At 53.8% G+C, this 13,331-nt stretch carries 14 protein-coding genes; 7 read left to right on the plus strand and 7 right to left on the minus strand.

Going from position 1 to position 13,331, the window contains the following annotated elements:
- Positions 1–79 precede the first annotated feature (79 nt).
- Positions 80–622: a DUF924 family protein gene (locus tag HCZ99_RS12215; protein WP_167447243.1), complete on the plus strand. Its 543-nt coding sequence runs from the start codon at positions 80–82 to the stop codon at positions 620–622.
- An 86-nt stretch (positions 623–708) separates the two neighbouring features.
- On the opposite strand, the gene HCZ99_RS12220 is transcribed toward HCZ99_RS12215, so the two are convergent.
- A complete protein-coding gene (locus HCZ99_RS12220) occupies positions 709–1,767 on the minus strand; it encodes a glycosyl transferase family protein (RefSeq protein WP_167447244.1) in 1,059 nt (352 codons plus the stop codon).
- A gap of 67 nt (positions 1,768–1,834) precedes the next feature.
- Positions 1,835–2,608 carry a peroxide stress protein YaaA gene (gene yaaA / locus HCZ99_RS12225; RefSeq protein ID WP_167447245.1) on the minus strand — a complete coding sequence of 258 codons (774 nt, stop codon included), beginning with the start codon at positions 2,606–2,608 and terminating at the stop codon, positions 1,835–1,837.
- Between the two features lie 193 nt (positions 2,609–2,801).
- Between yaaA and HCZ99_RS12230 the strand changes: the two genes are divergently transcribed.
- A complete protein-coding gene (locus HCZ99_RS12230; protein ID WP_167447246.1) occupies positions 2,802–3,122 on the plus strand; it encodes a peptidylprolyl isomerase in 321 nt (106 codons plus the stop codon).
- A gap of 101 nt (positions 3,123–3,223) precedes the next feature.
- Here the strand turns inward: HCZ99_RS12230 and HCZ99_RS12235 are convergent, their stop codons facing one another.
- The 3 genes from HCZ99_RS12235 to HCZ99_RS12245 all read right to left on the minus strand — a co-directional run bounded on the left by HCZ99_RS12235 (position 3,224) and on the right by HCZ99_RS12245 (position 4,984).
- Positions 3,224–3,574, minus strand: a complete 351-nt coding sequence (locus tag HCZ99_RS12235) for a DUF1491 family protein (protein ID WP_167447247.1) — start codon at positions 3,572–3,574, stop codon at positions 3,224–3,226.
- Positions 3,575–3,577: 3 nt separating this feature from the next.
- Positions 3,578–4,375 carry a peptidoglycan DD-metalloendopeptidase family protein gene (locus HCZ99_RS12240; protein WP_167447248.1) on the minus strand — a complete coding sequence of 266 codons (798 nt, stop codon included), beginning with the start codon at positions 4,373–4,375 and terminating at the stop codon, positions 3,578–3,580.
- Between the two features lie 123 nt (positions 4,376–4,498).
- Positions 4,499–4,984, minus strand: coding sequence for a hypothetical protein (locus HCZ99_RS12245; RefSeq protein ID WP_167447249.1), 486 nt, complete (start codon positions 4,982–4,984; stop codon positions 4,499–4,501).
- A gap of 334 nt (positions 4,985–5,318) precedes the next feature.
- On the opposite strand from HCZ99_RS12245, the gene HCZ99_RS12250 reads away from it, so the two are divergent.
- Complete coding sequence (locus tag HCZ99_RS12250) at positions 5,319–5,996, plus strand: DUF599 domain-containing protein (RefSeq protein ID WP_167447250.1); 678 nt, start codon at positions 5,319–5,321, stop codon at positions 5,994–5,996.
- A gap of 76 nt (positions 5,997–6,072) precedes the next feature.
- Here the strand turns inward: HCZ99_RS12250 and HCZ99_RS12255 are convergent, their stop codons facing one another.
- Positions 6,073–7,260, minus strand: coding sequence for an MFS transporter (locus tag HCZ99_RS12255; RefSeq protein WP_167447251.1), 1,188 nt, complete (start codon positions 7,258–7,260; stop codon positions 6,073–6,075).
- 413 nt (positions 7,261–7,673) lie between these two features.
- Between HCZ99_RS12255 and thrS the strand changes: the two genes are divergently transcribed.
- Entirely contained in the window at positions 7,674–9,611 is a 1,938-nt protein-coding gene (gene thrS, locus HCZ99_RS12260; protein WP_167447252.1) for a threonine--tRNA ligase, read from the plus strand.
- A gap of 99 nt (positions 9,612–9,710) precedes the next feature.
- Here thrS and HCZ99_RS12265 read toward each other — a convergent pair whose 3' ends face one another.
- Positions 9,711–10,427, minus strand: coding sequence for a DUF4126 domain-containing protein (locus HCZ99_RS12265; protein WP_167447253.1), 717 nt, complete (start codon positions 10,425–10,427; stop codon positions 9,711–9,713).
- A 106-nt stretch (positions 10,428–10,533) separates the two neighbouring features.
- On the opposite strand from HCZ99_RS12265, the gene HCZ99_RS12270 reads away from it, so the two are divergent.
- From HCZ99_RS12270 to HCZ99_RS12280, 3 genes are all read left to right on the plus strand, one after another.
- Positions 10,534–11,028: a tetratricopeptide repeat protein gene (locus tag HCZ99_RS12270; RefSeq protein WP_254869587.1), complete on the plus strand. Its 495-nt coding sequence runs from the start codon at positions 10,534–10,536 to the stop codon at positions 11,026–11,028.
- 146 nt (positions 11,029–11,174) lie between these two features.
- Positions 11,175–11,576 (plus strand): hypothetical protein, encoded by a 402-nt coding sequence (locus HCZ99_RS12275; RefSeq protein ID WP_167447254.1) that lies wholly within the window; start codon positions 11,175–11,177, stop codon positions 11,574–11,576.
- Positions 11,577–11,895: 319 nt separating this feature from the next.
- Positions 11,896–13,185: an SPOR domain-containing protein gene (locus HCZ99_RS12280; protein ID WP_167447255.1), complete on the plus strand. Its 1,290-nt coding sequence runs from the start codon at positions 11,896–11,898 to the stop codon at positions 13,183–13,185.
- Positions 13,186–13,331: the final 146 nt, after the last annotated feature.

The raw sequence follows: 13,331 nt of genomic DNA on the forward strand, positions 1-13,331 counted from the left end.
AAGATTGCCACCATTGACGCCGACACGGTCGGAGAACACCCCCCGTTCACACGGGTGCAAAACAAGGAATGCGTGGGATATGAACCCGGAAGACGTTTTAAAGTTCTGGTTTAAGGAACTCGGTCAAAAGCAATGGTTTGAAAAAGATGAGTCGCTTGATCGGCACATCACAGAACGGTTTTCAGATTTCCATACCGCCGCCCGTGCCGGGGAATTTTATGGCTGGCGCACGACCGCCAAGGGACGCCTAGCCGAGATCATTGTGCTTGATCAGTTTTCGCGAAACATGTTCCGCGACAGCCCCGCGGCATTTGAAAACGATCCGATGTCGCTTGCCCTTGCGCAAGAAGCCGTGGCGGCCGGAGCGGATAAAAAGCTTTTGAAAAGTGAAGAACGGGCGTTTTTATATATGCCCTATATGCATTCGGAATCAGAGCTGATCCACGAGATCGCGATGGAGCTTTTTGATCAGCCCGGACTTGAAAATAACCTTGAATTTGAAATCAAGCATAAGCGGATCATCGACCGATTTGGCCGCTACCCACACCGAAATGACATACTGGGCCGAACATCAACGCCCGAAGAAATTGCGTTTTTAAAAGAACCGAATTCGTCATTTTAGGCATGCAAAAAGGGACGCAAAGCGTCCCTTTTTCTTTGATTTGGCAAGGCCATAGGATGGTGATGGCTGGTTACGCTTGGATCGGCTTAGCCGACTTCCTTGTTGCGGTTGTCCCACCAGCCTTCGATGAGTGTTTCCGCCTCGTCCATATAGTCGGCTTTGCCCGCCAGAAACGCGCCCATGGCCGCACTGCCCTTGATCCGGGCGATGGCAGCGGCGTCTTCGACCTCGCCGCGCCAAACAGCAAGAAAATGCGCCAAGGTAACGGGGCTTTGTTCTTCTTGTTCTTTTTCGGTGCGGGGCAACAGTGCCGGCCAGCGCACGTCTGACAATTCGCCATCGACCAGCATGCGCAGATCGACATGTTTGAACGGGGTGCGTTCGGCTTCGCCGCCGCCGCCCTTGATCACGCCAATGCGCGGCAGATCAAGCAATTTGCCGGTTTCGCGATGCACGTCCAAAAAGGCCGGATGAAACACCCCCAAAAAGGCCGAGCGGGCCTGAAGCGGGTTAAGAAGTCGCAGCAAGGTATTTACCGGACTGCGCAAGCCCAAAAGTGAGCGCAACCCGATCAGTTCGCGCAATTTGGGATGCATATGACGCAGCGGAAGATAGGCAAAGCCGTTTGACGCGATGTCAGAACGGGCTTCTTCGGCGGACATGGCCACGGGCAGTTTCATGGCCTTGACCGCGGCCTCGGTGCCGACACCATTTGCCAGATGCGAATTATAGCCGTGCATCAAAACCGGCACGCCATTTTGCGACAAAAGATGGGCCGAGAGCACAAACCACGGCAAACCACGCGATCGGCCCGCCGCATAAGACGGCCAATCAAGCATTGGCTGGCCTTCGGTGTCGGTTTCTTCCTCGCCATCGAGGCGGGCGGCTTTGCGTACCGCATCAATCATGCCTGCCAGTTCTTCGGGCGTTTCGGCACGATAGCGCAGCATCAGCAAGAACGCGCCAAGCTGGATGGGTTCAACCTCATCGCGCAGGATCATTGAAAAGGCGTCAAAGGCCTCATCGCGGGTCAGGCTGCGTGAACGGCCCGGCCCCCGAAAGAAAGTCCGCAGATACCCCGAAAAAGGATGGGCTTCGGGTAAATCGTTTTCTTCCTCGAGCTGTTCAAGATGCTCGTCGGTCATGTCTGTCACCGAATTTGTTGCCAGTCGTTTTAGATAATGTGTCTGTTAAAGCGCGATCAGATTTTTATCAATCATGAACGCGGGTAAAGACCCACTCGGTATCGGTGGAAAGATCATCCTGATAGCGATAGCCATCGGTATCGAACTTTTTAAGGTCTTGTGGGTTTTCAAGACGGTTATCAATCATGTAGCGCGCCATCATGCCGCGCGCACGCTTGGCCGAGAAACCAATCACCTTGGCCACCCCTGCTTTGACTTCTTTAAAGACCGGGGTGATGATCGGACCATCAAGGACGTCTTTTTTGACCGATTTGAAATATTCGTTCGACGCCAGATTGATCAGGCTGCGGTCTTTGTGGCCCTTGGTCAGGGTATTGATCTGTTGGGCGATTTTATCGCCCCAGAACGCATACAGATCCTTGCCGCGATCATTTGACAGGCGCGTGCCCATTTCAAGACGATACGGCTGCATCAAATCGCGCGGGCCCAGCAGGCCATACAGGCCCGACAGCATGCGAAAATGATCTTCGGCCCATTCGATGTCTTTGGGTTTCATGGTGTCGGCATCAAGCCCAACATAGGTATCACCGCGAAACGCAAACATTGCCGGTTTGGCGTTTGTGCGATCGAACGGCACAGAAAAATGCTGGAAACGCTGATAATTCAGATCTGCCAGATTTTCACTGATTCCCATCAGCTTCATGAGGTCGCTGCGGCTTTTTTTGCGCGCAACTTCAATCAGCTCCTGCGTGTCATCAAGAAACACAGGTTGGGAAACCGCCATTTCTGGTGCGTCTGTTTCGAAATCCAGTTTCTTTGCCGGGGACACAACAGCAAGCATATATCTGCCTCTTCTCTTTCATCTCGGTTCAATTTGTCGTAACAAGCCACAAGGCATGGGCAATGTCTAGGGTTCAAGCCCATGTACAGGCCTATACACATGTACATGGTTTTGGACCCTTGGCTTTATCCATAGTTTCTAATCTTGCAGAAAAACCGCCAAAAGCAAGCCATTGGCGGAGAAAGGACCCATTATGAGTGAACAAGTTCGCGCGTCGCATATTCTTCTGATGTATGCCGGTTCGGCACGGTCGACCGCCACCCGTACCAAAGAAGAAGCACAGACCGAAATCAACAGCCTTAAAGACCAGGTTGCCAAAGGTGCTGATTTCGCTGAGCTGGCCAAAGCCAATTCCGATTGCCCGTCTGGTCAACAGGGTGGCGATCTTGGCTTCTTTGGCCGTGGTATGATGGTTCCGGAATTTGATGCCGCTGCTTTCAGCATGGAAGTTGGCGAGACGTCTGACGTTGTGGAAACCGATTTCGGTTATCACATTCTGCAGCGCACCGCCTAAGGCGACGCGTTCAGACGCAAAAGACGATAAAAGGCTGGCGCAATGGTGCCAGCCTTTTTTTATTGGGTCGCAATGCATCTCAGCGGCTTTAAAAACCGGTTTTAGAAATCGACGATTGGCGCATCGAGTTCATATTGGCTTTTGTGATCTTCGATTTCGAGCACCCAGATATCGCGGTCAAAGGCGACCTGTTTTCGCCAATATTCATCGCAGTTAAATTCGGTTTCGCGGCCACCATCCGGGCCGCCAGCGACCTGCATCCAGCCGGTATCGCCATCAAGGGTCGTGACCCTCGAATAGACAAAACACCCATCGGCAAAACGGTTGAGCTTAACCAGCACCGCGCCTGCGTCTTCGTTGCCCATATGGGCGATCATGGCGATGATCGAGGCCGACTGGCAAATCGCAATTTGCCCGCGCACCCAAAGCCCGGCCTTTAAACGCGGTTGCATGGCTTAGGCCCCTTCCCGGCTGGCTTCGACATTTTCGGGCATCTGCAAGATCAGGTTGGGGTTGGGGCAAATGCTGCTCCAGATGTCCCACTGGGATGGTTTGGCCGCGCCAAAGAAATCGCCTTCGCGGCCCAGCATGTCAAAAATGATCTGAAAATGCAGATGCGGGATCCAGTCGCCATTGATCGGAAAATCGCCAAACCGGCAGACAAGATCGCCTTTGTTAAAGGCCTTGCCCGGATGCAGGCCATCAAGCGATTCTTTGCTAAGGTGGCCATATAGCGTGAAGAACGTGATGCCCGGTTCGGGCGAATGTTGCAATATGATGGTCGGGCCGTAATCCAGATGCAGGTTGTTGTCCGCAAAGCTGTGCACGATGCCATCAAGTGGGGCAAAAACCGGGGTGCCCGCCGGCGCAAACAGATCAATGCCCAGATGCTGGCTGCGGGCTTCGCCGTCATTTTTAAACTGTTCGGATTGATAGCAGACCCGATCTTCGCGGTAGCGCCCGATGCCGACCGGCGCGTTGGCGTTTGCAAGCTGCTGCCACATGATGTCGGTTTGGTGGGCTGGGTCGCTTTTATCGCCGATGACGACATCGCCATCCTTTGAAAAATCATAGACGATTTTTGCGCAGGTTTTCAAATCACATTCCATCACCGCGCCAAAATCATCGGCATGATCGACCAACCATTTCCGCAAGTTCACAGCGTCTGCCATCGGTTCTTGGCCGCGTGCGTGACGATCCAGATAGGATTGAAAGCGGTTGGTCGCATCAAGAAGGTTTTGGTCAGATGGCATGTGGTTTGGTGTCATTTGCGCGGGCAAAATCTTGGCTCCGAAACAGAAAAAGGCAGAGGTTTGATCCCCTGCCTTTTTGCGTACATATATTTCGGCCAAACGGCAAGCGTTGGCTTGGCGCTGTTACCAGTTGGTGACTTCGTATTCGCACGACACGTCATCATCGTCGGTGTCGGTCAGGGCGACCGTCAGACGGCGCATCTGCGGATTGAAGCGTTTGATGAAGTTCAGCAACAACAGAGCTTCTTCGGAAAGCTCGCCGGCGTCTTCGTCATCGGCATCAAGTTCGCACAGCTCAACCAGCTCCAGGAACAGGGCACCCAGTGCGCGTTTGACATCTTCGCCGCCCTTAAGGCCGCCGGTAAGCTCGCCAAGCGGCGACAGGTCAAGCTCAAGCTTGCGCAGATCGCGGCTCATTTGGTCGATGGCGTCTTCGTCCAGCACCATCTCAGCAGCGATCATGTGGGTGCCGACTTCGTTGATGTTCATAAAGCCGACAAACTCGAACAGATCGTCCTTGGTGCGGCCCTCTGTCAGCAGTTTTTCGGTATGAGATTCGAAATCATCGAAATCAATGTCTTCGCCAAGATCGTTCTCGAGTTCGCTCATGTCACTCTCCAATGAAAATTTGCGCTGCTGATACTCTGGATTGCGGGAAAACTCAACCCGAACTGGCGATATAGCCATCAGCTATGCAGATTGCACATTCCGTTGGCCCCGATTTGGGTCGGTTTGGTTCTGTTTGGTTCTGTTTGGTTCTGTTTGGGGCGGTTTGTTTGGCTGTGCCGATTACAATGCCCACATTAAGATGCCACACAATGCGCGGCAAAGAAGATTGCTAAGATCAATAAGAAGTCAGTAGGATGCAGCCCAACGCGCCCCTTAAAGACACGTAACGTAACGTCACGATACATCATTGCACGGACCACAGACGGACCAAACTATGCCCGAATTTATCATTCTTGATGTTGTTGCACTTTGTTGGGCGTTTGCCTGGTGGATTGGATATACGCTTTTTGCTGATGCAGGCCCGCGCAAGCGCAATTCGATTTCGGCCCATATGGCGCGCAATCGCCATCGCTGGATGGAGCAGATGCTTAAACGCAATATGCGCATGGTCGATACATCGATTGCGGGCAACCTGATTAACGGTATCAGCTTTTTCTCGTCGACGACCATTCTGGTGTTGATCGGTTTGATGGCGTTGCTGGGCTATACCGACAAGGCCATCGAAACCATGTCCGCCCTGCCCTATGCCGAGGTTACAAGCCCGGCGGTGTGGGAATGCAAGGTCGTGTTGCTGATTGTGATTTTCATCTATGCGTTCTTTAAGTTCACCTGGGCGTTTCGCCTGTCGAACTATTTGTCGATCCTGATTGGTGCCGCCCCGGATGAAAGTGACCCGGATGCGGCGCGTGCGGCAGCCCGGGCATCGCGCATGAGCATGATGTCGGCCCATCACTTTAACCGCGGTATTCGCGCCTATTTCTTTGCGCTGTCGGCCTTGGCATGGTTTTACCATCCGGTGGCCTTTATCGTCTGTGCGACTTGGGTGACGCTGGTGCTGTATAATCGCGAATTTCGATCCCATGCGCTAGATATCCTGACCGGGCATCACTGAGGGCAGCATTCAGACCACAACGAAAAAAGGGCCGCACATGCGGCCCTTTGTTGTTTTGGGTTGTTTTGGGATGATCTTAGGCGACCTGACGTCGGCGGCGCAGGGAATAGACGGATACCACCAGCAAGACCAAACCAACCGGCACCGCCGCACTATAGAGCAGCGTGATCCAGCCGGACGCGGCATAGATGCTGCCGGCACTAAGCGACCCGACCGCAACGGTGCCAAAGACCACGAACTCATTGACGGCCTGCACGCGCGCCTGTTCCGACGGGCGGTAATTTTCGGTCAGGAAGGTGGTCGCGCCGACAAACATGAAGTTCCACGCCACACCGAGGATCATCAACGCCACCCAGAAATTGCCCAACAGATCCTGCCCGGCCAAGCCAACCGCCAAGCAGATGAAATTCAGGACCGCACCGACTTGGATAATCCTAAGCGCGCCAAACCGTTTGATCAGATTGCCGGTAAAGAAGCCCGGCGCATACATGCCGACCACATGCCACTGAATGATAAAGGCGGCATCGCCAAAGGCGTAATTACAATCAAGGATCGCAAGCGGGGTTGCAGTCATAACAAAACTCATCACCGCATAGCCAAGGGCGCCGGCAAAGATGGCAATGATGATGGCCGGCTGCCCCAACACTGTTTTAAGGGCACGCGCCGGTTCGACATGCTCGACCCCGCGCGCATCAGGCAGACGCAGCTGACCAATGGCGATCACCAACAAAACCTGAAGCCCGATCAAGGCAACAAAGGTGCCCAAGAACGGCACGGTTTCAAACCAGTTGCGCGCAAAGCTTGCCAAATTCGGCCCGATAAAGGCCGATAACAAGCCGCCCAGCATGGTGTAAGAAATCGCACGGGCGCGAAATTCAGGCGGGGCTGCCTCGGCCGCGGCAAAGCGGTACTGCATGGCAATGGCGTTACCCGCCCCGATGCAGGCACAGGCGGCACAGAGAAGCCAAAAATTACCGTAATAGACCGACCCCATGCCCGAAACAGCGCCCATCATCGCAATGGCCGATCCCATCCAGAACCCGAACCGACGGCCAAACTTGGCCATCACAACCGCCGAGGGGGCGGTCATTGCCATCATGGCAATCATCATGCAGGCCACAGGCAAGGTCGAAAGCGACTTGTCGCTGGCAAGTGAAAAGCCAATGACGGCAGCGACGGTGAAAATCAGCGACATGGCGCTGGCCGACAGGGCCACGCATAAGCTTAGGACAATGATGTTCCGGCGAACTTCCGGGCTGGACATGTGGGGCTCCCTTTTGGCGGTGGTGACGCGCCGTTATTTTATCGGTTTAAACCCCGCATCTGCTTTGCCAATAAGGACATCGCCCGCAACGGGTTAGCGCATGGATCGCAAGTTGCATTAAATCTTGTCTTGGATATTGCGATGTGCGTTTCACCTGTTATATTGGCGGATCACGAAACGGGAAAGCATCAATGCACGGCCAAGCCGACAAAAAGTTGATCTTTAAAGCAACCCCTGTGCGCCATGATGGTGTTACAGCGCTTTTTGCTGCCCCGAATATCGCTTTTTTCAAAGAGCGAACTTGACCTCATCCTGAAATTCCTTTTCTTGTGCATTGTGCCCGCATAAACATGCGGGTTCGAGAATGTGCAATTCACTTATGTGCCCGCAGTTAAAACAGAGTTGAGCCAACCATGATTGCCCTGACCCTTCCCGATGGCGCCGTACGCGAATTCGACGGTCCCGTATCGGGTTTCGATGTCGCAAAAAGCATCAGTTCTTCACTGGCGAAAAAATCATTCGCCATCATCGTCAACGGCGAAGTGCGCGACCTTGCGCGTGAGATCGACACCGATGCGACTATCGAAATCGTGACCAAGGGGCATCAAGAGGTTCTGCCCCTGATCCGTCACGATTGCGCGCATGTGATGGCCGAAGCCGTTCAGGAACTTTATCCCGATACGCAGGTCACGATTGGCCCGTCCATCGAAAACGGCTTTTATTACGATTTCGCCCGCGAAACCCCGTTCACGCCCGACGATCTGGTGAAGATCGAAAAGCAGATGCACAAGATTATCGAGCGCAATGAACCGATTGTGCGCGAAGTCTGGGACCGCGATGAAGCGATCAAATTCTTCCTTGAAAAAGGCGAGAAATATAAAGCCGAGATCATCCGCGATCTGCCGGAAACGGAAACCATTACCTGTTATCGCCAAGGCGATTTCATTGACCTTTGCCGTGGCCCGCATGCGCCGTCGACGGGTAAAATCGGAAAGGCCTTCAAACTGATGAAGGTTGCCGGTGCCTATTGGCGTGGCAATTCCGATAATGAAATGCTGCAGCGTATTTACGGCACGGCGTGGGAAAGCAAAGAAGACCTTGATGCATATCTGCATATGCTCGAAGAAGCCGAGAAACGCGATCACCGTCGCCTTGGCCGCGAGATGGACCTGTTCCATATGCAAGAAGAAGCCCAAGGGTCTGTTTTCTGGCATGACAAAGGCCTGAAACTGTATCGTAAGGTCGAAACCTATATCCGTGAACGCCTTGATGCGGGCGGGTATCAGGAAGTCCGCACACCACAGCTTGTGGACCGTGTGCTTTGGGAAAAATCCGGTCACTGGGAAAAGTTCCGCGAGAACATGTTCACCACCACCCCGGATGAAGATGATCCCGAAAAGGTTCTGGCGCTTAAGCCGATGAACTGCCCATGCCACGTTCAGATTTTCCGTCTGGGCAGCAAATCATACCGTGATTTGCCGCTGCGTATGGCAGAATTTGGCTGCTGCCACCGGAATGAACCATCTGGCGGCCTGCATGGCATCATGCGCGTGCGCCAGTTCATTCAGGATGACGCCCATATCTTCTGCACCGAAGACCAGATCGTTTCAGAAACCAAGATTTTCTGTGACCTTTTGAAATCGGTTTATAAGGATTTCGGCTTTACCGACATTCTTGTGAAATTCTCGGACCGTCCTGAAGTCCGCGCGGGTTCAGACGAAATCTGGGACAAGGCGGAATCTTCGCTTCGTGAAGCGGCAGAAGAAGCGGGTCTTGCGCTTGAAGTTAATCCGGGTGAAGGCGCGTTTTACGGGCCGAAACTTGAATTTGTTCTCCGCGATGCGATTGGCCGTGACTGGCAGTGTGGCACGCTTCAGACCGACTTTGTTCTGCCCGAACGTCTTGACGCATCCTATATGGGTGAAGACGGCGAGAAACATCGCCCGGTCATGTTGCACCGCGCGATTTTGGGATCGCTTGAGCGTTTCATCGGTATCTTGATCGAAAACTATGCCGGTCGTCTGCCGCTGTGGCTGTCGCCGGTTCATGCGGTGATCTGCACCATTACCAATGAAGCAGATGACTACGCACAGGAAGTCAAAGCCGCCCTTGCGGCCAAGGGGCTGAATGTCGAAGTCGACACCCGCAATGAAAAGATCAACTACAAGGTCCGTGAGCATAGCCACGCAAAGATCCCGATGATCCTGGCCCTTGGCAAACGCGAAGCCGAGGAAAAGACCGCATCGGTTCGCCGCATCGGGTTCAAGCATCAGAAAACGTTTGGCATTGATGAAATTGCCGAAAAAATGGCTGCTGAAATTCGGGATCGCGTGATCGAAGCAGAATTCTGATCTGCCCCAAGATACCAATCACAAAAAGCCCGCAGGAACAATTTCTTGCGGGCTTTTTCTTTATGTTATTTATGAATCTATCAGCCGCTTTACAGACTGTTATTTCGGATCACTGGGCGGCAGATTTTGGGGTTCCCCTGCCCCGGAAAGATCAATTTGGCGCGAACCATCTGGCGTTGCTGCATTTTGGCCTGCACGCGCCTGATGATAGGCCGTAGCCGGATGGCGGGCATTGCCGAACACGTCGCGGATAAAGCGCCAGATTTTCGGCACCAACCAAATCAACAGCAACACAAACACCGCAAACAGCACGAAAAACACCACCGGGTGAAACACGACCGTATAAAGCGCGCCAAAGACAGCGACATCCTCGGTCACGGAGGCAGCACTGTTTGATACCGGTTCAGGAGAAGTGTTAATCGCGGCCCGGCTTCCGGCCTTGGCGAAATGGCTGCTGGCGGCGATCGTGCCACCGACCAAAAGGGCGAGGATGGTTTGGAATTCATCCCCCATGCCGGTATCAAGGCCGCTTATGGCACCAGCGGCCAACAGCGCACCGGCCGGAATGCGGATAAAGGTATGGATGGCGTCCCACACGCTGTCGACCAGCGGGATTTTATCGGCGATAAATTCGATCAGATAGAACAGAACCGCAAAGGTCAAAACCCACCACGATGTCAGGATTTGCAAATCAGGTGGTAGCGTGATCAGGCCGAAATTATCCATCACCCCCAGCACGACAACCGTACCATAAAGATTGATACCGCTGGCCCACGCACCGCCGATTGCCAGTGCAAGTGTTTCGATCAAACCCAACGCACACGCCCTTTAAATGTCACAATTTTCACCAACATGTGATCTCGTAAAACCTACAGCTATGATACATCAGAAATACGTCGCGTCCCACCGACGACATTAAAAAATGACGACGAACTGGAAAGGTACGAAGATGCCCTTTAGCGGTAAAACCCCGAAGATTATGATGACGGCGGCGATGGTTATGATGTTTGCTGCGCCGATGACGGCGACAAGCGCAATGGCCATGGGCAATAGCAGCTCGTGGAGTTCGGATGATACCGACCTTTCAGAAGTTTCCGAACTGGTCGATGGTGGCAAATACGACGAAGCAATCACCAAAATTAAGGGCATGTTGAAAGACAATCCCGAGAATGCCGACCTTTTCAACTATCTTGCCTATAGCCAGCGTAAAACCGGTGATTTTGACAGTGCAGCACAGAATTACGAACGTGCCCTGATGATTGATCCGGAGCATGTCGGCGCGCTTGAATATCAGGGGGAATTGTTCCTTCAGACCGGCAAGCCCGATATGGCGCGTGAAAATCTGGCGCGGCTTAAGGAAGTCTGCGGCACGTCTTGCGAAGAATATACCGAGCTTGCGTCGAAAATCGACAAGTAAGCCGCGATGAGGCATCCGACATCCAAGCCGCTGCAAGCATCTTAGGACCGTAACGGTAATGAGATTTATTCGTTAGGATAGCTTATCATCTTCTTCCATAAGTGCCATTTATGGGTGACTTACGGGAAAGGGAGTACGGTTAAGCGATGTCGGATGCAATCATGCGCAAAAGCTTTACGGTGGTGTGTGTCCGCACGACCGGAGAAGAGCGGGAGCTGGAAACCGTTCCAGACTTCAATGCGGCGGTTAACACCGCCAAAGAAGCGCTGACCAATAAGAAAAACAGCGAAGTCCGCGTTGTTGAAAACAATTACGATTCCGCCACTCGCAAAGATAAAAAGCAGGTCGTTAAAATCTTTGTCGCGGAAACTTCGCGATCAGGTGGTTCGCACGGTTCTGGCGCACGCCGGAAACCCGACCATTCAAACACCCCCCGCCCGATGAGCCGCGAAGTCGCAAACAAAGCCAGCAAAAGCATTGCTTACCTTGTCATGGCGGCCACTGTGATGGTCGTTCTGATTGCCATTATCGTCACACTTGTTGATTAGCATCAGGACCTAAGCAACCAATCGCCCCCGCGCCGTAAGCCTGGCTTTGCTTAGATCTTTTGCCCCCAACTATTGCCGTATCATCACCTTTCACCGATCCGCGACACTGCGTGCGCGGTGCTTGACAGTATACCGAGTGATTGCGACAGTTGCCTTTCCCCGCAAAGGGCAATAAACAATCGTATATGCAATTACAGTGATCATCAGGTGAAGTGTGAAAATCAGGTCTGCGGAAACCGTCGGTAAATCATCGCGAACAAAGGGTTGGTTGACGATCGCAGCGCTTATCCCGCTTTTGGCGGGGTGCAGTTCATCTGACATGTCTGGTTTCTGGTTTGGCAGCGACGATCAAACACGGTCATCGTCCTCGGAAATGCCAGCTGATACGACCGATGGCGAACGCGTCGCCCTTGATCGCGCGGCCTGCGGATTGTTTTTCAATCAGGACCCAGTCCCCGCCGCAGTAAACAATGCAGCCGCCGCGCCCGATGCACGGCCCATATCCCTTGATGCCACGCCGCAAGATAATCTGCTTAAGGCGATTTCATATGATCTGGACGGCGATTATGAAGATGCCCGCCGACTTTATGTCTGGCTGACTGCGTCATCGCCGGATGTGAAAATTGATCTGGATTGCGGCCATGGCATTCACCTTTCGGGCAGCATCACCAGCTTGGCGCAGCGCCGTCTGGCAGCCCTTGATACCAGCAAACCACAATTTGCCCGTTCTGAGGAAATCGAAACCGCAGTGGCGACCGCGACCGTTGCCCCTGGTCCCGACCTTCCGAACCCGCCGCAGGTCAAACGCAATCTTGATTTTTACAAGCAAGGTGGCGTGGTGGATGCGGAGCCAGAAGACCGCACGTCGTTCAGCCCACGCATGGATATGCCGGTTAGCGAAAACACAGCCCGTCTGACATCGGTTGATAAGCGCGGAACATCGCCATCAGAAGCCGCCAATGTCGCAGAGCCGGTCATTCCAGAGCCAAAGCCAAGCGAGGCGGTTGTCGCTGCCCCCACCCCGACTGAGGCCGCGCCAGAAGCAACAAAGGCAGCCGAGCCTGAGCCCGCATCACCGTCAGGATATTCTGGACCCGCCGACGAGATGACGGCACCGAGCATTGCCGGATCGCAGGAAGGCACGAACCATAGCGGAGTGGTTGTTCAAACCAATTCCCGCCCCATCGAGCAAGGCACGCTGGAAATTGATGAGGACGCACCAGCAACGACCATGATCGAAGTGCCGATGGCATCGAAGGCCGCGCCAGAAGCAGCGACAGCGGAGCCAGTGGCAACAGCCGCACCCGCGCAGCAGCCCGCACCCCAAGCAGCAGCAGCAGTCGCGCCAAATGCGCCCTACTACACCGTGCAGCTTGCAGCCTATCGGTCGCGGGAACGTGCGGAGGCCGCATGGCCCAAGTTTCAGTCACGATCAAACGGCGTTCTGAGTTCTGCCGCGCATGAGGTCACAACCATTGTGATTGATGGCAAGGGCCTGTTTTTCCGTTTGATGACCGGACAATATGCGGGCAAAAGCGACGCCAGTCAGGCATGCAGCACACTTAAAGCGCAAGGTGTTGATTGCCTGATCCGACGGGTAACGCCTTAATCCACGGCCCTTAACGATCAATCGCGGACTTTGCGTCGGTGTGGACTGTCAGTGTGGATGTATTTTTCCGGCGCAGACGCAGCAACACGTCCGGGCGGGTGCGATGTCCGTGTTTTCGAAGGAATTTCGGCAATCGGGCCATCAGG

It is taken from the genome of Thalassospira lucentensis, assembly GCF_011806425.1.
Taxonomy (GTDB): Bacteria; Pseudomonadota; Alphaproteobacteria; order Rhodospirillales; family Thalassospiraceae; genus Thalassospira; species Thalassospira lucentensis_B.